Origin of the sequence: Pseudomonas sp. PDM16, from assembly GCF_014851865.1 — a bacterium.
Lineage (GTDB): Bacteria > Pseudomonadota > Gammaproteobacteria > Pseudomonadales > Pseudomonadaceae > Aquipseudomonas.
Map to the genome: position 1 here is coordinate 1 of NZ_JACVAM010000002.1, position 20,290 is coordinate 20,290.

General features: G+C 61.1%; 17 protein-coding genes, 1 tRNA gene, 1 rRNA gene and 1 pseudogene. 12 read left to right on the forward strand and 8 right to left on the reverse strand.

The features are described from left to right. The 3 genes from rrf to IB234_RS06415 form a co-directional block, all read left to right on the forward strand. Positions 1–93 (forward strand): 5S ribosomal RNA (gene rrf / locus IB234_RS06405); the annotation flags it as partial. A 221-nt stretch (positions 94–314) separates the two neighbouring features. Beyond that, on the forward strand, positions 315–2,618 hold the full coding sequence (locus IB234_RS06410) for a PqiB family protein (RefSeq protein ID WP_192315610.1): 2,304 nt from the start codon (positions 315–317) through the stop codon (positions 2,616–2,618). A gap of 77 nt (positions 2,619–2,695) precedes the next feature. Continuing rightward, complete coding sequence (locus tag IB234_RS06415) at positions 2,696–3,004, forward strand: PepSY domain-containing protein (protein WP_021701515.1); 309 nt, start codon at positions 2,696–2,698, stop codon at positions 3,002–3,004. Positions 3,005–3,059: 55 nt separating this feature from the next. On the opposite strand, the gene mksF is transcribed toward IB234_RS06415, so the two are convergent. The 3 genes from mksF to mksB are packed head-to-tail and all read right to left on the reverse strand — an operon-like array spanning position 3,060 to position 7,830. After that, positions 3,060–5,879, reverse strand: coding sequence for an Mks condensin complex protein MksF (gene mksF / locus IB234_RS06420; RefSeq protein ID WP_192315612.1), 2,820 nt, complete (start codon positions 5,877–5,879; stop codon positions 3,060–3,062). Next, positions 5,876–6,586 (reverse strand): Mks condensin complex protein MksE, encoded by a 711-nt coding sequence (gene mksE, locus IB234_RS06425; RefSeq protein WP_192315614.1) that lies wholly within the window; start codon positions 6,584–6,586, stop codon positions 5,876–5,878. Before mksE ends, mksF begins: the two co-directional genes overlap by 4 nt. Next, on the reverse strand, positions 6,583–7,830 hold the full coding sequence (mksB, locus tag IB234_RS06430; RefSeq protein WP_192315616.1) for an Mks condensin complex protein MksB: 1,248 nt from the start codon (positions 7,828–7,830) through the stop codon (positions 6,583–6,585). The genes mksE and mksB overlap by 4 nt, the downstream gene beginning before the upstream one ends. A 223-nt stretch (positions 7,831–8,053) precedes the next feature. Here mksB and IB234_RS06435 point away from each other — a divergent pair, with 223 nt between their 5' ends. The 6 genes from IB234_RS06435 to IB234_RS06460 all read left to right on the forward strand — a co-directional run bounded on the left by IB234_RS06435 (position 8,054) and on the right by IB234_RS06460 (position 13,441). Next, positions 8,054–9,151 carry a carboxynorspermidine decarboxylase gene (locus IB234_RS06435; protein ID WP_192315618.1) on the forward strand — a complete coding sequence of 366 codons (1,098 nt, stop codon included), beginning with the start codon at positions 8,054–8,056 and terminating at the stop codon, positions 9,149–9,151. A gap of 30 nt (positions 9,152–9,181) precedes the next feature. Further along, on the forward strand, positions 9,182–10,426 hold the full coding sequence (locus IB234_RS06440; protein WP_192315620.1) for a saccharopine dehydrogenase family protein: 1,245 nt from the start codon (positions 9,182–9,184) through the stop codon (positions 10,424–10,426). Positions 10,427–10,613: 187 nt separating this feature from the next. Then, positions 10,614–11,420, forward strand: coding sequence for an energy transducer TonB (locus IB234_RS06445; protein ID WP_192315622.1), 807 nt, complete (start codon positions 10,614–10,616; stop codon positions 11,418–11,420). Next, on the forward strand, positions 11,417–11,869 hold the full coding sequence (gene rimI, locus IB234_RS06450) for a ribosomal protein S18-alanine N-acetyltransferase (protein WP_192315624.1): 453 nt from the start codon (positions 11,417–11,419) through the stop codon (positions 11,867–11,869). The genes IB234_RS06445 and rimI overlap by 4 nt, the downstream gene beginning before the upstream one ends. Before the next feature lie 28 nt (positions 11,870–11,897). Beyond that, entirely contained in the window at positions 11,898–12,542 is a 645-nt protein-coding gene (gene can, locus IB234_RS06455) for a carbonate dehydratase (RefSeq protein ID WP_192315626.1), read from the forward strand. Beyond that, the gene (locus IB234_RS06460; RefSeq protein ID WP_192315628.1) at positions 12,542–13,441 is read left to right on the forward strand and encodes a DMT family transporter; all 900 of its coding nucleotides are present in this window, start codon (positions 12,542–12,544) and stop codon (positions 13,439–13,441) included. The genes can and IB234_RS06460 overlap by 1 nt, the downstream gene beginning before the upstream one ends. Before the next feature lie 3 nt (positions 13,442–13,444). Here the strand turns inward: IB234_RS06460 and IB234_RS06465 are convergent, their stop codons facing one another. Beyond that, a complete protein-coding gene (locus tag IB234_RS06465) occupies positions 13,445–13,648 on the reverse strand; it encodes a hypothetical protein (protein ID WP_192315630.1) in 204 nt (67 codons plus the stop codon). A gap of 250 nt (positions 13,649–13,898) precedes the next feature. Further along, positions 13,899–14,336 (reverse strand): hypothetical protein, encoded by a 438-nt coding sequence (locus tag IB234_RS06470; RefSeq protein ID WP_192315632.1) that lies wholly within the window; start codon positions 14,334–14,336, stop codon positions 13,899–13,901. A gap of 812 nt (positions 14,337–15,148) precedes the next feature. On the opposite strand from IB234_RS06470, the gene IB234_RS06475 reads away from it, so the two are divergent. From IB234_RS06475 to IB234_RS23915, 3 genes and pseudogenes are all read left to right on the forward strand, one after another. Next, positions 15,149–15,352 (forward strand): hypothetical protein, encoded by a 204-nt coding sequence (locus IB234_RS06475; protein WP_192315634.1) that lies wholly within the window; start codon positions 15,149–15,151, stop codon positions 15,350–15,352. A 397-nt stretch (positions 15,353–15,749) separates the two neighbouring features. After that, positions 15,750–16,298: a hypothetical protein gene (locus IB234_RS06480; protein ID WP_192315637.1), complete on the forward strand. Its 549-nt coding sequence runs from the start codon at positions 15,750–15,752 to the stop codon at positions 16,296–16,298. Between the two features lie 758 nt (positions 16,299–17,056). Then, positions 17,057–17,409 (forward strand): annotated as a pseudogene (locus tag IB234_RS23915) (hypothetical protein); the annotation flags it as partial. Here IB234_RS23915 and IB234_RS06485 read toward each other — a convergent pair. The 3 genes from IB234_RS06485 to IB234_RS06495 all read right to left on the reverse strand — a co-directional run bounded on the left by IB234_RS06485 (position 17,366) and on the right by IB234_RS06495 (position 19,742). Further along, positions 17,366–17,442 (reverse strand) — tRNA-Met (locus tag IB234_RS06485). The pseudogene IB234_RS23915 and the gene IB234_RS06485 sit on opposite strands and share 44 nt — an antisense overlap. Before the next feature lie 95 nt (positions 17,443–17,537). Beyond that, positions 17,538–18,440 (reverse strand): aromatic amino acid DMT transporter YddG, encoded by a 903-nt coding sequence (gene yddG / locus IB234_RS06490; protein ID WP_192315648.1) that lies wholly within the window; start codon positions 18,438–18,440, stop codon positions 17,538–17,540. Positions 18,441–18,506: 66 nt separating this feature from the next. Continuing rightward, positions 18,507–19,742: an ABC transporter substrate-binding protein gene (locus IB234_RS06495; protein WP_192315651.1), complete on the reverse strand. Its 1,236-nt coding sequence runs from the start codon at positions 19,740–19,742 to the stop codon at positions 18,507–18,509. Between the last annotated feature and the right edge of the window lie 548 nt (positions 19,743–20,290).

The window sequence follows — 20,290 nt, forward strand, 5'->3', positions numbered from 1 at the left end:
ACCACCTGATCCCTTCCCGAACTCAGTAGTGAAACGACGCATCGCCGATGGTAGTGTGGGGTTTCCCCATGTGAGAGTAGGTCATCGTCAAGCTCCTATCCCCAAACCCCCATCCGAGCAATCGGGTGGGGGTTTGGCTTTTGTGCGCGGAAAAATCAGAAGCGACGGCGGCATGCAGGAGATCTTGGCATGCGTTAGGCTTGCGCCTGCTGTTTACGCGATAGCGAAGAACTGCTTGATTAAGATGGAGGTCATTCCTGCGGCCATCGCAAGGGGGCTCTCGATCTGCCTCGAAAGGAATGGAGCCTTCCTGCATGACCGAGCTGAATACAGCGAAGACCCGCCGCACCACCAACTGGTCCGCTATCTGGGTTCTCCCCTTGATTGCCCTTCTTATAGGTGGGTGGTTGGCCTACAAGGCTTACAGTCAGGCCGGGATCGAGATCCAGATATTCTTCCCTTCAGGAGATGGCATTCAGGTCAACAAGACCGAGGTCATGTACAAAGGCATGTCGATTGGTAAGGTAATCGGCATGGAGCTGGACGACCACGGCAAGGAGCGTGGGGTCCGGGTCACCATCGAGATGGATAAACGGGTAGAGGACCACCTGCGCAGCAATACTCGCTTCTGGCTGGTCAAGCCCAGTGTCTCGCTGGCCGGGATCACTGGTTTGGAGACCCTGGTCTCGGGCAACTACATTACCGCCAGTCCTGGCGATGGTGAGCCGACGCGCAAATTCGTTGCTCTCGCCGAGCAGCCTCCCCTCTCTGATTTGGTCCCAGGACTTCACCTGACCCTCAAGGCCGATCGCCTGGGCTCAATCAATCGTGACAGCCCGGTCTTTTATAAGCAGATTCAAGTCGGCCGTGTAAAAAGCTACAAGCTGGCTCAGGATCAGACCACGGTGGAAATCCAGGTCTTCATTCAGCCCGAGTTTGCCAGTCTGGTACGCAAGCACACGCGTTTCTGGAATGCGAGCGGTGTAACTATTGACGCGGGTCTCTCGGGAGTGAAAGTGCGTACTGAGTCCCTGACTAGCATCGTTGCGGGGGGCATTGCGTTCGCGACCCCCGAACACCGCAAAGACAGTCCTCCCACGGACCCGAGCCTACCTTTCCGTCTTTATGATGACTTCGATGCGGCTCAGGCTGGTATCAAGGCGACCCTTAAACTGCAGGACTTCGAAGGGGTCGAGGCGGGCCGTACTCCAGTGATGTACAAGGGTATTCAGGTCGGTTTCGTTAAGACAATCAAAGTCAATGATGACCTAGCCTCTGCATCGGTGGATCTTACCCTTGACCCCAAAGCAGAGGACTACCTGACCGAAGGAGCCGAGTTCTGGATGGTCAAACCGTCCATTTCTCTGGCTGGGATTACTGGTCTGGAGGCCCTGGTCAAGGGCAATTACATTGCAATCAAGCCCGGCGAGAAGGGTAAGCCACCCGCGCGCGACTTCGTTGCCCGGGCCAAAGCGCCGCCGCTGGATATCGACGCGCCTGGCCTGCATCTGGTGTTGTTTGCCGACACTCTGGGCTCGCTGGAGGTCGGTAGCCCCATCCTCTATCGACAGGTAAAGGTCGGGACTATCCAGAGCTTCCAGTTTTCCCGCGATCGCAAGCGCGTCGTGCTTGGGGCGCACATCGAACCGATCTACGCCAATCTGGTGAATAGCTCCACCCGGTTTTGGAACTCTAGCGGTATTACCCTGAAAGGCGGCATTTCTTCCGGCATCGAGGTCAAGAGTGAATCTCTGCAGACCCTCCTAGCCGGCGGTGTGACTTTCGAGACACCTAATATGGGGGCGCCGGTCAATCGCAAGATCCAGCGCTTCACTCTGCACGAGGACCGCGATGTCGCTCTGCAGGAAGGGGTGGCTATTCAGATCAAGGTGCCAACTGGCGACGGCATCAACCCAGGGACGCAGATCCGCTTCAAGGGGATCGAAGTTGGCAAGGTGGAGACTGTAGAGCTGACCGACGATCTGCAGGCAGTACTACTCAATGCTCGAATCATCAAGGCGACTGGGCGCGTCGCTGCGGCTGGCAGCGAGTTCTGGGTGGTAAAACCGGAGTTGGGATTGGTGCGCACCGCTAACCTGGAGACCTTGGTCAGCGGTCAGTACATTGAGGTGCAGCCGGCGACCAAGGCCGGCAAGGTGCAGAACTACTTCGAGATACGCAAGCAGGCGCCGACGGTTGCTGCGCGAGCCGAGGGCCTGCGCTTGGTGCTGAGCACTGCTCGCCGAGGGTCGATCAAGCCTGGCGTGGTGGTCAGCTATCGCGAGATTCCGGTGGGCAAGGTCACCGATTTCGAGCTGGGCCCGACTTCGGATCGCGTGCTGATCCATGTACTGATCGAGCCGCGTTACGCCCCCCTGGTGCGCAGCGGCACTCGTTTCTGGAACGCCAGTGGCATCGGCGTGGACGCCGGCCTGTTCAAGGGCGTGAAGGTGCGTACCGAGTCGCTGGAGGCGCTGCTGGAGGGCGGTATCGCCTTCGCCACGCCGGACAACGCGGTCATGGGTGGCCCGGCTCAGCCCGGGCAGACCTTCGCCCTGAATGACGAGGTGAATGAAGAGTGGCTGAATTGGGCGCCGAAGATTCGCCTGGAGAATTAAGCGGATTCAGCTTGGCTTAAGTCGGCTTGGCTATCTTGATTCCCGTCGAAACCAATTACTCCCGACGGAGAAACACGATGAACAAGCTGACTGCCCTTTTCGCCATCACTACCCTCGCTGCCACTGCCGGTATCGCCCAGGCCCGTGACCTCGGCCCGGACGAAGCGCTCAAGCTGCGCGATGCCGGCACCATCCAGAGCTTCGACAAGCTCAATGCCGCCGCCCTGGCCAAGCACCCCGGCGGCCAGGTCACCGAGACCGAGCTGGAAGAGGAATACGGCCGCTACATCTACCAGGTGGAAGTGCGTGACGCCCAGGGCGTGAAGTGGGACCTGGAACTGGACGCCACCAATGGCCAGATCCTCCAGGATCACCAGGACGATTGATCCACTCCCAAGAAAAAGGGCCGCATGAGCGGCCCTTTTCGTTTGCGCGGAAGAGTCAGGCCGGCTCGGCCTGTTCCTCGGTCGCCTTGGCGGTTTCGCGACGCTTGATGAACTTCCAGTCGGCCTCGTCGATGTAGATGCCGTTGGGGCCGCTGCCGCCTTCCAGGTCGATGGCCACGTGGGCCGATACCTGCGGTTTCACTGACGCCAGAATCGGCACGAAGCCCAGCTGCAGGCTGGTCTCGATCAGCGCCTGCTGGTTGCGCTCGTCGATGTCCGCGGCCTCGTCGAGGTAGTAGGGCAGACGCACCTTGCCGGCCTGCTCGCGATCCATCAGGTGCAGCAGCAGGTACATGTTGGTCAGCGCCTTGATGGTCATGGTGGTGCCGTTGGACGCGGCGCCATCGATGTCGGTGTGCATCACCGGCTGACCGCCGACCTTGGTGATCTCGAAGGCCAGTTCGAACAGGTCCTTGAGCCCTAGCTGGTTGCCGTTGGCGGCCACCAGGCGCGACAGGTAGTCCTTGGCTTCCTCGTTCTTCGCATCCTGCTCGGCGCTCTGCGAGAGGTCGAACACCGACAGGGTTTCGCCTTCCTCGTACTGGCCGGCGCTGTGGATGATCTGGTCGATGTGCTTGAGCGCGTCGCGGTTGGGTGCCAGGACGATGCGGAAGCTCTCCAGGTTGGATACCTGGCGCTTGTTGATCTCGCGGTTGAACAGCGCCAGCTGGTGTTCCAGGTTGTCGTAGTCGCTGCGGATGTTGCGCAGGGTACGGGCGATATCGGTGACCGCGGCGCGGCGCGCCTTGGCTAGCGTGAGGGCCTCGTCCTGGCGATGCGCATAGGCGTTGACCAGCAGTTGCAGGCGACGCTCCGGATCGTCCTCGCTGTCGAACTTGGCCACGCCCTTGAGGCGCACCTGCGCATACAGCGCGTCGATCTGGCCATCGATGCGCTGCAGCGCCTGCCAGCTGTCCTGGTAGTCGTTGAGCAGCGGCAGCAGGTTCTCCAGGCTGTCGTCGACTGGTTCCATGAACGGCGTGCCGAACGGCAGATCGGCCGGCAGCAGTTGGCGACGACGGAGAGCGTCTTCCAGAGTACGTTCCTTGGCTTCCAGATCGGCCAGTTGGCGGCCGACCAGCTGCAGCTTGGCGGACAGCTGCTGCACGCGCTCGGTGAAGGCATCGGAGGCGCGCTTGAGCTCGTCCTGGGCAGCCTCGGCCTCGGCCAGCTGCTCCAGCTTGCTCGGCTCCTCGGCGCTCAGGGTCTGGCTGCGGCGGAAGTCTTCCAGGGCCTTCTGCGCATCCAGCACGGCCTGGTACAGCTGCTCGGCCTGGGCCTTGCTCGCCGCGCGGTCGTTGGCCACGGCCTGCTGGGTCTTGAGCTGCTTGAGCTCGCGCTCCAGGCGGTCCTTCTGGTCGCGCAGGGCGGCGCGGTCGGCCAGGGCCTGCAGGGCCGGCGGCTCGATGTGCGAGAGGTCGATGGACAGGCCCGGCACGGCGAAGGTGTCGCCCTTGAAGCGATCCAGCACGGCCTCGACCGCCTTGACCCAATCGTCGCCCTCGGCCTGGATGCCTTTCTCACCCAGCGGCAGGCTGAACAGCTGGCCGTTGAACAGGCGCATCAGACGATCGACGTCGGCCTGGCTGAACTCCTCGCGCAGGCGCGAGTAACTGTTGTTGTCGGCGTGGTCGAGCTGCTGCTTGACCGACTTCAGGCGCTTCTCCAGGTCGCGCAGGCGCTCGTCCAGATCCTCGGCGGAGAACTGCCGCGATTGCGCCAGGGCGCCGGCCAGTTCGTCGTGGGCGTCCTTGGCGGCAAGCAGCTGCTCTTCCAGCACCTTGGCGTTGTCGACCAGGGCGAAGCGATTCTTCAGCACGGACAGCTCACCGAGCCAGCGCTGGATCTCGCTGATCTCGCGCTCCAGGCGCATCAGCTCGGCGGTGCCGCCACGCTGCTCGTTCTGCAGGCCGTCCTGCTCGCGGCGGTAGTGCTCGGCCTGGATCACCAGCTCTTCCTTGCGTGCGCCGGAGTAGTCCTGCCAGGCGCCGAGCAGGTTATCCAGCAGCGGCGACAGGCGATGCAGCTTGCCGCGCAGCAGTTCGCGCTGGGCGACGCCGCCGGACAGTGCTTCGACCAAGGGGCCGGCGGCGACCAGCGCCTGGTAGTCCTGCTCCATGCGGCGCACGTCGCGGAAGGCTTCTTCGGTGGCGGCGATGTAGTCGACGCTGCCCGAACGCAGGCTGTGCTCGAAGGCATCGAGGAACAGCTGCTTGAGCTTGGCCGCAGTGATCTCGCGCATATGCAGCAGGTTGATGAACAGCGCGCGGAAGGTCTTCAGGCTCTGCTCGCTGGTGGAGCGCAGCGGGATCAGGGTCAGGTCCAGCGGGATGCTGGTGTGGCCGCCAACCAGCAGGCGGCGTAGTTCCTCGGGCTTCAGCTCGTAGGGAGTGATGCCGGCCTGACCGAGGTTCTTGAACAGCTCGCGCTGGCGCAGGCAGATGCCGTCCTGCTGATAGTGGGCCAGGTCCAGCTCGCCTTGGTAGGCGAAGAACTGGTGGCCGAAGCCGCCGCCCGGGCCGCGACCGGCCACGCCGATCACGTGTGGGCCGTGGGGCAGGGCGACTTCCACCAGGATGTAGCTGGTGTCCGAGGCAAAGTAGAACTTGCGCGAGGCTTCCAGGCTGTACTTGCCGAAGCTCATGTCCGACATGCGCGCGAGGATCGGGAACTGCAGGGCGTTGATCGACGCCGACTTGCCCAGGTTGTTGGCGCCGTAGACCGACAGTGGGTTCTCCAGCGGGAAGATGCCGAGGCTGTAGCCGGCGGTGTTCAGCAGGGCGAAGCGGCGGATGCCGTAGCGTTCCTGGCTCATGCGTCGATCTCCTGGGCGTCACGTTCCTCGGCCATGGCACGGGCCAGGGCTTCTTCCTCGGATTCTTCCGATTCCTCGCTGGCAGCGGGCAGCGGCTCGATGCGCACGATGTCTTCTTCGGCGTCGTCGACCACCAGCTCCGGCGTCGGCAGCGGCAGGTTGCTGTGCAGGCTGGCCGCCAGGTCGCGGTCCTGCTGCACCGACAGGCACACGTCGAGGAAGCGGTGCATCGGCGCGAGGAAGCGGTACACGCCGTTCTCCTCGCTGGCGAAGCCGAGCTGGGTCATGCGGCGCATGATCTTCTCTTCCAGCTCGTCTTGGGTGGTGACCTCGGCCTGCAGGAACAGGTCCTTGTACTTCTCCAGCAGCGGCGGCAGCTCGTCGCGACCGAGGCTGCCACCGTCGAGCACGGCCAGCGGGTCGCGGCCCTGGTCGGCCAGATGCTCGACCAGGATGAAGGTGAACAGTGCCAGGCGCTGGGCGGTCTTGTTGACCTGGGCGCCCATCTGCTCGGGGACGAAGTAGTAGAAGCCACGGCTGTCGCAGACCAGCTCGTAGCCCAGCGACTTGAACAGCGCGCGGTAGGCGTCCTGCTGGTTGGAGAGCTGGGTGTACAGCTCGGGGGCGGCGCGGCTGATGTGGTAGCCCTTGAACAGCTCGCGGAAGATCGGCGCGAGCTGGGTAAGTTCTTTCAGATCGATATTCATGCGGAGGTCCCGGCCGGCTTGATCAGGGCATAGGAGCTCAGGCTGACCTGATGCTCGCGGGTGAGGTAGTCGCGGCGCTCGAGGCGCTCGCGCTGGAAGCGGCCGTCACGCGACAGCCGCGAGAACCAGTAGAGGAGCTCGTCGGTGGCGCCTTCCGGCTCCTGTTCCAGCAGCCAGACCATCAGGTCCGGCAGTGGCAGGGCCTGCTCGCAGCGCTCGATCATCTCGCGCGCGGTGCGTGGCGCCTTGGGCGGTGCTCCCTTGCGCGAGCCACTGGCGCGCGGGAACTGGTTGGGCTTGGGCTGGAAGCGGGCCAGGGCGTAGACGTAGCTCTCCACCTGGCTGGCGGTGCCGAGGAAGGTGCTCTGCGGCCGGGTGAACAGCGGCAGCGAAGCCTGCGGCAGGGCGTCCAGGCCCTTCTTGCGGATCACCGACAGGGCCAGCGCGGCGCCACGGGTCACGGCGTTGTGCCGGCGTGCTTCCTCGCGCAGCGGCAGCAGCAGCTCGCGAGCCTTGCGCAGAGTCAGCTGGGCGACGGTCTGCATCTCCAGGATGCGCGCGTGGGTGCGCAGCAGCAGGTCGTCGTCGACCAGTTGGCCGAGGCGTTGCTGCTCGCCGAGCAGGCGCAGCAGTACCTGTTCGACGCGGCGCACGCCCTGCTCGAAGGCGCCGTCGGCGGAGACCAGCTGGATCATCGGCTCGACGTATTCGTCCCAGGTCGCCAGCACTTCGGCGTAGCGCTGGCGTAGCGGAATCTGCCGGTCAGACGTCTTGGCCCGCTCGGCCACGCCGACCAGGGCCTGCTCGTCGTTGGCCAGCTTCTTCAGTACATCGCGCACGCGCATGTCGAGCAGGCGCAGCTGGCGTGCCAGGTCGTTGCCGTCACGCACTTCGAAGGCGTCCTGGATATAGCCGGCCAGGCGCTCCAGGTGGCGCAGGTAGGCTTCGATCTCCAGGCACAACCCCAAGCGGTGCTCACGGCGCAGGTAGGCGAGGAAGTCGTGGATCTGCGCGTTCAGCTCGAAGCGGTTGGGGCTCTTGGCCACCGGCACCAGGATGTCCAGGCGGATCCACTGGTCGAGCAGGGCGGTGATGTCTGCGGGGCTGCCCTCGGGCAGTTGCGCTCCGAGCTGGTTGCGCAGCTCGACCAAGCTCAGGGTGCCGGTATCGAAGCGCTCGCACAGCGGTTCGAGCAGCGTCCAGTGCTCGGCGAGGGCGCGCAGTACGCGCTTGGGATCGATCATCGCGGGCCCGGTTATCCATTGATTGAAAGCGGCGGATTGTAGCGTATCGAGCCCCGGACGATACCCGCGTCTGTCATGTCGCGGTCATGCCCGGCCGGCATGCTCGCATGCGTCGCCATTGATCGAAATTCAGCCATCGCTCTTTCGATATGCGCCGGTTGTCGGCACAATTCGCGTCCATTTTTCGGGGGGCGCCCGTCCCTCCATCGACCGGGGCTACGAGATGATCAAGACGCCGTACTACCTCATCGACAAGCAGAAGCTGATGGCCAACCTGGAGAAGATCGCCTACGTGCGCGAACACTCCGGCGCCAAGGCACTGCTGGCGCTCAAGTGCTTCGCCACCTGGTCGGTGTTCGACCTGATGCAGCAGTACATGGACGGCACCACCTCCTCTTCCTTATATGAGCTCAAGCTCGGCCGGCAGAAGTTCGCCGGCGAGACCCATGCCTACAGCGTGGGCTGGGCCGATGACGAGATCGAAGAGATGGTCGCCAACTGCGACAAGATCATCTTCAACTCGATCAGCCAGCTGGAGCGTTTTGAAGCGGCTACCGAGGGCACCATCCGCGGCCTGCGCGTCAACCCGCAGGTGAGCAGCTCCGACTACCTGCTGGCCGACCCGGCGCGGCCGTTCAGCCGCCTGGGCGAGTGGGACGCCGAGAAGATCGCCCCGGTGATGGGCAAGATCAGCGGCTTCATGTTCCACAACAACTGCGAGAACGGCAGCTTCGAGCTGTTCGACAAGATGCTGACCACCATCGAGGAGCGCTTCGGCCACCTGATCGCCCAGGTCGAGTGGGTCAGCCTCGGCGGCGGCATCCACTTCACCGGCGAGGGCTATCCACTGGACGCCTTCTGCGCGCGGCTCAAGGCCTTCTCCGACAAGTACGGCGTGCAGGTCTACCTGGAGCCGGGCGAAGCGGCGATCACCATGAGTGCGTCGCTCGAAGTCACCGTGCTCGACACCCTGTACAACGGCAAGAACCTCGCGGTGGTCGACAGCTCGATCGAGGCGCACATGCTCGATCTGCTGATCTACCGCCTCAACGCCAAGATGGCGCCCAACGACGGCGAGCACACCTGGATGGTGTGCGGTAAGTCCTGTCTGGCCGGCGACATCTTCGGCGAATACCAATTCGATCGTCCGCTGGCCATCGGCGATCGTCTGTCGTTCATCGATGCGGCGGGTTACACCATGGTCAAGAAGAACTGGTTCAACGGCCTGAAAATGCCGGCCATTGTGGTGAAGCAACTCGACGGCAGCGTCGAGGTGGTTCGCGAATTTACCTTTGACGATTACCTCTCCAGCCTCTCCTGAGGCTGGCCCGGGTAAAGGAGAGATAACGAATTGAAGAAGAACGTTCTTATCATTGGTGCAGGAGGTGTTGCCAAGGTGGTGGCCCATAAGTGTGCGCAACACAATGACGAGTTAGGTCGCATTGCTATTGCGTCGCGCAACATCTCCAAATGCCAGGCCATCATCGACAGCGTGCAGGCTAAAGACAGCCTGAAGCAGCCCGCGGATATCCGCGCCTACGCGCTGAATGCCTTGGACGTGGAAGCGACCAAGGCACTGATCCGCGAAACCGAATCGCAGATCGTCATCAACGTCGGCTCCGCCTTCCTCAACATGTCCGTGCTGCGTGCCTGCATCGACACCGGTGTCGCCTACCTGGACACCGCGATCCACGAGGACCCGAGCAAGATCTGCGAAACCCCGCCGTGGTATGGCAACTACGAGTGGAAGCACCTGGCCGAGTGCCAGGAGAAGGGCATCACCGCGATTCTCGGCGTCGGCTTCGACCCGGGTGTGGTCAACGCCTACGCCGCACTGGCGCAACAACAGTACTTCGACAAGATCGAGTCGATCGACATCCTCGACGTCAACGCCGGTTCCCACGGCAAGTACTTCGCCACCAATTTCGACCCGGAAATCAACTTCCGCGAATTCACCGGTCAGGTCTGGAGCTGGCAGAACAGCCAGTGGACCAGTAACAGCATGTTCGAAGTCAAACGCACCGACGATCTGCCGGTGGTTGGCGTGCAGAACCTGTACCTGACCGGCCACGATGAAGTGCATTCGTTGTCCAAGCATCTGAACGTGCCGAACGTGCGCTTCTGGATGAGCTTCGGCGACCACTACATCAACGTCTTCACCGTGCTGAAGAACCTCGGCCTGCTCTCCGAGCAGCCCGTCACCACCGCCGAAGGGCAACAGGTGATCCCGCTCAAGCTGGTCAAGGCCGTGCTGCCGGATCCTTCCTCGCTGGCGCCGGGCTACAGCGGCAAGACCTGCATCGGCGACCTGGTCAAAGGCAGCAAGGATGGTGAGCCGCGCGAGCTGTTCATCTACAACGTGGCCGACCACGCCGAAGCCTTCGCCGAGACCGACAGCCAGGGTATCTCCTACACCGCCGGCGTACCGCCGGTCGCCGCTGCCTTGCTGGTAGCCCGTGGCGAGTGGGATGCGCTGCGCATGGTCAACGTCGAGGAACTGCCGGCTGAGCCGTTCCTCAAGCTCCTCGACGGCATGGGCCTGCCAACCCGCATCAAGGACGAGCACGGCGACCGTCCCTGGGATCAGGCTCTCTGATCCCCCCTCACAAGGCCCGCCAATCGGCGGGCCTTGTGCATTCCGGTCCGCCATTCTTGTTGGCGGCTTTGCGCAGGGCGGCTTTCCGCTCGCGGCGTTTCACGCGACAATGCCCGGCCATGCGTTCCCGTGAAAGGCCAGCGCCCTTGAGCCGCATCCACTCCATTGATTTTTCGCAGGTGCGTTCGTGATCGCCGAATTGCGTCGCCGCGCCTATCTGAGTGCCATGCAGGTGGCCAGTTGGCTGCCGCGTGTGGAGCTGCCATTCGCCGCGCCCTCGCGCCCCGAGCTGCTGCAGCCGCATGCGGAGCCTGAGGTCGAGCCGCAGAGCGCCGTTGTCGAAGTCGCAGCGGCTGCGCCTGTCGCGGCGCCGGAGCCTGTGCCGCAGCCCGTGGCTCGGCCGGCTATCGAAGTGCCGCGCCCCAGCGCTGCTTCCAAGGTCTTCGCTAAGCCCGAGACCAAGATCGAGGTGGAAGAGGCGCCGGTGGTGGAGGCCAAGCCGGTCATACCGCCGCCGCGCTTCGCTCTGCAGCTGCTGCGCGCCGGCGATTGCGCGCTGCTGGTCGAGTTGGCCACCGGCGAGCCCTTCCAGAGCCGTGACCCTTCCTATCTGCTGCTCAAGGACCTGCTGCGCGCCGCCGGCCTGCCGGATGCCCCGCAACAGGTCGGCGATGGCTCGCCGATCCGCTGGCCGTTGCTCACCCGCGGCAACATGGATCAGGGCCCTGATTCCGCCCGCGACTACGTGCAGGGCGTGCTGGCCGGCCAGTTGGAGGCCGAGCCGTGCCGCTGCCTTTGGCTGGTCGGCCTGCCAGCGGTGCGCTTCGCCGGCGAGGCGGACGAGGACGCCTACAACCGCGAGCTGCAAGTCGAAGGCCTGGGCGCCGCATGGGCATTGCCCAGCCTGGAACTGCTGATGGACGAGCCGCAACGCAAGGCCGAGCTGTGGCGCGCCATGCGCCGGGTGATGCCGCGCTGGAGGCCGGGCGTATGAGCGACATGATCAGCTTCCGGCCGATGACCGAGGCGGACCTCGACCGCGTGGTGCAGATCGAGAGCGCCGCGTTCAGCCACCCCTGGAACCGTAACCTGTTCGCCGACGGCCTCAAGTCCTACGACTGCTGGCTGATGCTCGACGGCGACGAGCAGATCGGCCACGGCATCATCCAGGTGATCCTCGATGAAGCCCATCTGCTCAACATCACCGTGCGCCCGCAGAGCCAAGGCAAGGGCCTGGGCCTGAAGCTGCTGGAGCATCTGATGAGCCGCGCCATGCAGCTCAAGGCGGGAGAGTGCTTCCTCGAGGTGCGCGCCAGCAACCAGGGAGCCTACCGCCTGTACGAGCGCTACGGCTTCAACGAGATCGGCCGGCGCCGCGACTACTATCCGGCCCCTGGCGGCCGCGAAGACGCGTTGGTCATGGCCTGCACCCTGATCGAATAGCGCCTGCGGCGGCGGGAAGGACCATGACATGAGCGACCTGCAGCAGCTGTTCGACAACAACGCCCGATGGGCCGAGTCGATTACCGAGAAGGACCCGGACTTCTTCGCCAAACTGGCCAAGCAGCAGACGCCGGAGTTCCTGTGGATCGGCTGCTCGGACGCCCGTGTGCCGGCCAATGAAATTGTCGGCTTGTTGCCTGGCGATATCTTCGTCCACCGCAACGTCGCCAACGTGGTGCTGCACACCGACCTCAACTGCCTGTCGGTGATCCAGTATGCGGTGGACGTGCTCAAGGTGAAGCACATCCTGGTCACCGGCCACTACGGTTGCGGTGGCGTGCGCGCGGCCATGCAGGACCGACAGTTCGGCCTGATCGACGGCTGGCTGCGCTCGATCCGTGATCTCTACTACGAGCACCGCGAGCACCTCGCCCAGTTCGACGGCGGTGAGGCGCAGGTGGATCGCCTGTGCGAGCTGAACGTGATCCAGCAGGTAGCCAACGTCGGTCACACCACCATCGTCCAGAACGCCTGGCATCGGGGCCAGGAGCTGGCCGTGCACGGTTGTATCTATGGCATCAAGGACGGTCGTTGGAAGAACCTCAACGTCACCGTCAGTGGTCTGGAGCAACTACCGCCACAATACCGACTGCGCCCACTCGGGGCGGGCTGATGCCTCGGGCGGCACTTCTCGCATGGGCCGGCTTGGCCCTGGCCAGCCTGTTCTGGGCGGGCAATGCGCTGGTTGCTCGGGCCTTTACCGGAGCCATCCCGCCGTTCTCGCTGGCCTTCTGGCGCTGGGCGGTGGCCCTGAGCATTCTCCTGCCGCTGGTAGGTCGTTCATTGTGGCAGCACCGATTGGCGCTGCGCGGCGCCGGCTGGCGGCTGTGGCTGCTCGCCCTCATGGCCATCACCACCTACAACGGCCTGCTCTATACCGCGGCCGGCAGCACGGTGGCGATCAATATCAGCCTGGTCAGCACTTGCCTGCCGCTGGCCACCTTCATCGGTGCGGGCCTGCTGCTGGGCGAATGGCCACCCCGGCGTGCCTGGCTCGGTCTGGTGCTGGCGTTCCTCGGGCTGCTCTGGCTGATCGGGCGTGGCGACTTGCAGGTGCTGGCTAACCTGTCCTTTGCTCGCGGTGACCTGTTGATGGTGATTGCAACGCTGGTGTGGGCTCTGTACTCGCTGCTGTTGCGGCGCTGGAGTACACGCCTGCAGGTGCCACCTTTCACTCTGCTCGGTGCGCAGGTGGCGCTGGGATTGTTGATGCTGAGCCCACTCTACTTGTGGGAATTGGCCCAGGGCTCTCGTTTCTCGCCGAGCCTGGCCAATCTCGCGGCCATCGGCTACACGGCACTGTTCGCCTCGGTGCTTGCCTATCAGCTCTGGAATATCGGTCTGCGCGAGCTGGGCCCGGCACATACCGCCATGAGCAATTACATGATGCCGGTGTTCACCGCGATCCTCGGTTGGATACTTCTGGGCGAAGGCCTGCAGCCCTATCACTGGTCGGGTGGCGCACTGATCGTCAGCGGCCTGTTGTTGGCAGGTCGTGGGCAGCGACGCTAGGTGTCATTGCGAGGTGATCTGCAATCCGCTCAGGGCCAGCTTGGCGAACATCCACCAGCCGGCAGCGCTGAGCACTCCTAGCACCGAATAGCCAACCACGATACCCAGGGCGATCTGCTTCCATAACCCGGCATAGTTCGAACTGGATGTACTGGGGCGATACGGTAGGTCGCGCTCGGCGCGAATATTCTCGAAGTCATCTCTCATGCTGGTATCCGAAATGTAAGGCGGACGCTGAATAGCGTTAGCCAATAGAGACGCCCTTGGGGGCAAATGCTCAATCGAAATATGGTGGCTGAGCCTGCGAGCAGGCTCGAACGGCTGGCGAGGTTGCCGAGCACATCAGCCTCTGCGGTGTCGGCTAGTGATCGTAAAGCTGAGAGGGCAGCGCTCATGTTCCGAAGGTAATAAGAGGGCTGACCTATCACGCCACTAGCAACTGTCGTCTCTCTCAATCTCACCAGTCTTTGGCTAGTGTGCCCTCGACGCACCCCTTCACCTCATCATCGATGATGTTCCCTGGCTTGATGCATTCCTTCATGGGGCGCCGGGTATCCTGCTTTAGCTGGCCTGGCGTGATGGTCTGCGCTGCACCACTGACCGCGCTTTTGCCGTCACCCAGAAGCTTGCTAAGAACCTGGGTTATTTCCGACGACTGCTCGCTAGCGGGCGTGATCGAGTTGAGGCCGGGTCTGGATTCCGTCGAGTCACTGTACGTCGAAAAAACATCCGAAAGCCTGTTGAGCTTGATCTCGCTACCCGGGCCCTGAGTGTAAACGTAGGCCAGCGCCACCAAGGGGCCTATGGATATGGCAATGAGCATCAGAAGGTAGCGCCAGGGGCTCCTTCTTTTTCTTCTTGTCGGGGTAGGTAGTTTTTCCAGCTCCAGGTGCATGGCCCCTCCTTGATTGGGAATCTGTCCAGGTATACATGATGTGAGCTGCGTTGCTGTTTGCTGCACTGCTCGGTTAGAGCTTTCTCGGACCGTACACGATTCCCTGTTCTAGAACATGTACCAGAGAGCTTGCCGCGTCACGGATTGTCGCCTCTTTGAATCCCCGGCAAAACGAAATTATGAAAGCCTCTTTTTGAGCGCGGCTGAATTTCTCGCTGATCGTACTCTCCCACTCGGGAATCTCCGGGTGCTGAGCGCTCAGGAAACCCTCGGTCCAGATGACCGACTCGTATACGAGATTGGGCTTCGACCTTTCTTCGAGTGAAGAGCAGGAGGTGGTGCCCAATGTAGTGGATGGCTTGGAAGAGTGGGCTATGGCATGGGGCGGTACCAGAAACAGCGCCAAAGCAAGGCTGGCCGCAGCTAGACGATCAGTGTCCGGCTCTGAATGACTCATCCAGCTCATGAGTTGGTGCGGTATTGTCAAGGTGAGAGGCATCCTTTCGTTCCTACTGTGCATTCAAAAGTCCCTTTACAGGCGAGCCATCAATTCCCTTCCACTATCACCCGTCTTACAGGTCTTGCCGGGTAGCTGCAGAGCAGCAGAGTGAATCATAGGGCTGGGGGGATTCAAGATATTCAGACGCATTGGCTTTGTATCGTGCTATTGGAATGACCTATTCGCCAATAACCGTACAAAGCATTTTTTCAGAAGGCAGCCTTGGAAATAGCAATAGGGCTGGAGCCAATCCCTTGTTTTTTATGGTAGCCATAAGCTTGGGACATCAGCATTATTAAAAGCAGCTCTTCCCATGGACAGCTATCCCGCTACGGTCGTACCGTTGCGCTGTCGCCATGCTGGCCCCTTGGAGTTGTCCACTATCGCTCTGCCCGCGTTCGAGCCGATGCAAGAGGGGAAAATCAAGGGTTTGGTGCTCGACAAGGAACGTTATGCAAAAGTAAGTGGTGGAAAATATTCACGCCACTTCTGGTGCCTACTTATATCAGTCATCTAAAGAGCAGAAAAGGACGCTCGGCTAAATGCTTATCCCTATCTCGCTAATCCTTCAATTTGCAGGGGCTTTTACAGAGGTAAAGTCATTAAAGTTAAATGTTGGATAAATAGGAGGCGATGCTGATTTTATTCCAATGCTAGTGGCCAGCTTTATGCCAGGATTGACTGAGTTTGCAGTCAGATGCGTAGTGTTTTTTGTTGTGTTCAAGGTGTTTGATAGAGTGGCGGGCTCATTGAGGGGGATTGCCTTCATTCAGAGCGCGGTAAAAATTATAAAAGCGCCGGCTATTTTGTAGTGATGCACTAAGTTTTCGCTTGCTTTTGGCCGGTTGCTCAAGAGTTGCGCTTTGCCAGTTCGTTAGTTTAATTATTAAGCCTGCCTGTTAAGGGGATATTGAATGAGCGAAATGCACCCTTTGGATTTTCAGACCCTATCCGACGTGGATAAGCTAAGCCGGAGTCAGGCCAAAGAGCTTCTTGATAGCTGTAACTATCTGATAGAAGCTATGTTTGACGAGTACAGCGAGGAGCAGTTTAGGCACGCTATTGCCGTAAGGAGTCGCGTAAGAAATATGTTGGGCGGCAAGCAGAAAGTCAAAGCTCAGCATGAGAGTGCGCGAAATGCTGTAGTTGATTTGCTATACATTCCGGAGGGGGATGTAACGCCAGAGGACTATGGTAAGGCTATATCTGGTACTATTGAGGCTATTAAAACAGGTAATGTGGATATAATTGATGCTTATGAGTGCATTGATCACATACCAGGCTTCGAGTTGGAGTGGTGTGTTATTCAGTCATTTCCAGGCGTCATTGAAAAAGAATCCTCCCATGTAAAGCGGTGGGAGGAGTTCATTGGCAGGCGCATAACGGATGCTGAGTTTAGTAGAGCTCGCGCCCTGTCGATAGATGTTACGGAAAGTTTTAATTTCTACACCAGGAAAAGATGATTTGAGCTCAAGCGAGCTGGTCGATGTGCTCTAGATAAATTCATATATAAAATGTAGAAAAGGAGCTTCTCATGCTTAAGCAACATCTGAAATCAAAATACAAAGCACTGCCGCCCTCGGAGAGATTCAAAAAAATCTTATCGGTATTGCAATATGGGTGGCGGCCTCATTGGTTGGCTTGCTTATTTACAAATCTGGCTCAGGTGGTCTTGGGTTGTCGGTGATTTTTATCGGTGCCATTGGCATAATTGACTCTGCTATACGTGCGTTGGTAAATCTCATAAGAGCCAAGAGACAAAGCAGCGCTCTGGTGGAGTGAGCCAAGTCTAGAGAGTGGTTCAAGGTGTTCGCTCGGGGGAGGAGCGATCCCTTGTCAGGCATTTTTGCCAAAGGCGCAAGATGCTCATGGCTATGCTTGAATTCTTAATTGCGTCAATATTTTTGTGTGGCTGGTTCAGTTGGGTGTTGATTTTGTATCTTTAGAGAGTAGGGGCTCAAGGTGCCCAAGGTCCCTGTAGAGGGAAAACTTAAATGGGGCAGCGATACAGCCAGAGTATATCTGTCATATCCTGAAAATGATGAATATCGCATTGGAATATCTAGGGTGTTGTATGTCGTAATATCACCGACAAGATATTTTTGGTTAAATTTCGTAGGTAGTGTGTTTCAGGTTTTTGGCGGTGTTTTGACTTTCAAGCTACTAAGACAAGGAAGCAAGGCTGCATAACGAGTTGCTGCCGTTAAGCGGCGCTTTACGGGGGTTACTAAGCGGCTCTTGCTGGGCGGTATTTCGGGAGGCTGATAGGAGTGGGGCGTGCATACGCCTGGGCAGATGACGCATGTCCAGCGGCACACGTTTGCCAGTCATTACATGTTTGGGGGCATCTTGGCCCAGCAGCGTATCCTTGGCCACGGTGATATCAAGATGACAATGCGCTATTTGCACTGGGCTCCTGATCACTTTTCGACCGCGCTTACACTCTCGCCGTTGGCCAAGCTGACTGGGCAAGATGCGGACACCCCCAGAAACGACAAAGGGCTAGCTTTCGCTAACCCTTTGTTTTGTATGGTGGCTACACCGGGACTTGAACCTGGGACATCAGCATTATGAATGCTGCGCTCTAACCGACTGAGCTATGTAGCCGAGTGGCGCGCATTATTCTCTTGTCGATATCGGCTGTCAACCCCGCCTGGCGGACAAAAACGCGCGTTATCAAGCGCTTAGGCGCAGGCTATTCGTCAGTGCGCGGCGGTCTCCCGTGTGGCCAGCCAGCACAACAGCGAGCCGCCGGTAACCATCGCCACGCCTTGCCAGAAGGCTGATGTCAGTTGGGTGTCCAGCCAGGCCATAGCGAAAAGCGCTGACAGCACTGGCGTGAAATAGGAGGCCGACGCCATCAGCGTCAGGTTGCCGCGCAGCAGGCCCACGTTCCACAGCGCATAGCCGAATGCCATTGCCGCCGCAGCGCCGAGCAGCTCCAGCGAGGCTGGGAGGTTGAAGCTCAAGGCCGGCTGTGCGCTGAAAGCGTACTTCACCCATAGCGTCGCGGCGACCAGCATGAAGAACAGCACTACGCCGTTGCGGCCGTCTGCGTAACGCTTGGTCGCGCTGCAGTAGAGGCCCCAGATCACCGCGCCGGAGAAGGCCAGGCCGTAGCTCAGCGGGTTGCTTTGCACATTGCCGAGGATGCGCTGCAGGGAGATTTCCTGATCGCCGCTGATGACCCAGGTGATGCCTGCCAAGGCCAGGGCGATTCCCGGAATGATCGGCCAGCGGGCCTTCTGGCCGTTGAGCAGAATGGCGAAGACGATGGTGAAGCAGGGCCACAGGTAGTTGAGGATGCTCAGTTCGATTGCCTGCGCGCGGTTGTGGGCGAAGCCCAGCGACAGCGACAGGCACAACTCGTAGGCGACGAAGAGGATGCTACCGAGTACCAGATAGATGCGCGGAAAGCCGCGCAGGCGCGGGCGGCCCAAAAGAGGGAGCAGCAGCAGGGCGCCGACCGTATAGATCAGTGCAGCGCCGCCGATGGCGCCGAAGTGTTCGCTGACCCCGCGGATCAGGCCGACGATGGTGCTCCACAGGACGATGGCCGCAAGGCCGCAAAGAGTGGCCGCTTGAGGGCCGGGGGAGGTGAACATTGCTACTCCAGACTGCAGGCGATGGGCGTGCCTTGCGGCTCGCCGGGGCGCGAGTCTAGCGCAGCATCATTGCAGAGTCAGTTGCTCGCCCCGTTCCTGCTGCCAGTCTTCCAGGCTGGGAGCCGCGCTTTCGCCCTCCATGCGATGGATGATCTCGAAATAGTCCTGCTTGAGCGGGTCGCGCATGATCTGCTCGCGACTGCGTACCCGTACCGCGTAGATGCTCTGGACGTTCTGGTGGTCGAAGCCGCGCCATTGCTGTTGCTCCTTGAGCAGCGTGTAGCGGTGGTCTTCGAGGGCCGAGATCAGTCGCTCGCTGTCAAGGCTGCCGGTACGGCGGACGGCGTCGACCCATTGGAGGACGATGGCATATGCCGAAGCGCTGGTGCTGCCTGGGTACTCGCGATGCTGGTCGATGTACGCCTGCACGAAGTGCTCGCCGGCTGCGTTGCCTTCCTGGCGAGGCAGATCCCAGGTCCAGGCTTCGGTGCCGATCACATCCTCCATGATCAATGGCCCGCTCTGCTGCACCACGCTCTTCGTCAGGTTGGGCACGATCACCTGCATGCGCTTCTTCAGGCCCATGTTGTGGACCATGCGCATGCTGCGCTGCAGGTTGTCGCCGAGCAGTACCAGTACCAGCATGTCGGCCTCGCTGTTGGCCGCCTTGCGCAATGCCTCCTGATACTGCTCGCGGCGTACCAGCCCGGTGGGCAATGCGGTGCGCCCGTGGCGCGCGCGGTCGCTGCTGCTGGTGGCCTGGCGTAGTGCCGCCTCCATGCTCCGGCCCCAGGCATCGTCGATCAGGATGTAGTGATACTGCCGGCGTGGCATGTGCCACGCGAGGTATTCGCCCAGTACACGGGCGCTCATCCATGCGCTGTTGGACTCGCGGAACAGGTAGCGATGGCCCTGGCTACCGGTGACGTCGTTGGCGTAGCTGAGGGTGGCGAAGTACAGCAGGCCGCGCTCACGGGCGCGCTGGCCGGCGGCGATGGCCTCCTCGCTGGTCGCGCCGCCGAAGACCATACGCGCGCCAGCGTCAGCGAAGCTGTCGACATTGTCCCTTGCCTGTTCGGCCCGGGAGGCGGTGTTCTCTCCGAGCAATTCGAGCGGCTTGCCGAGTACTCCGCCGGTGCGATTGACCTCGTCGACTGCCAGCAGGGCACCGCGTCGGAGCTCCAGCCCCTCATCCTTGTAGTTGCCGGTACGCGGGTAGTTCAGGCCGATCTTGATGGTGTCGGCCAAGGTGGTACTGGACAGCAGGGCTCCGAGCAGCAGGCCGGTTAGCAGGCGGCGCATGGTGTCACTCCTTGATGATCGGGAGCTGCCTTTTTAGGGGGGACGCCATACTGTTGCTATTGCTCGTTGTATCGAAGTCGTTGCGACTTAGGGCCCGGATGTCATACGCAGTCGCCTGGCCTGGTCCGCAGCCCCTAGACCGTTCCGGCCACTGGATGCACGGTGTTCCCGCTCTTTGGGCTTAGGCGTTTGCGACCAAGGAATGATGGTCGGACCGGCGCCCAGGCGGCCTAATGGGCAAACAATCACAATAACGTCCGAACGAGGTGCGCGATGTACCGACCTCTGCTGGCCGGCCTGTTTCAGGCCATTGCCATCTGCTGTCTCATCCTCGCTCTGCAGCGGGGCAACATAGGCCTGGTGATGGCGCTGCCGCTGGCCGTGGCGGTGGCCTGGCTGCCCCTGTTGCTCCGGGGCGGCGGGGCGAGCGATGTCACGCCGTCGACCGACGACGAGTCACTGCTGCGCCTGAGCCGCGACCTGTCGCGCACCACCAGCAGCAACGCCTTGTCTGCCGCCGAGGTGGCCTATTCGGTGAAGCAGCTTGC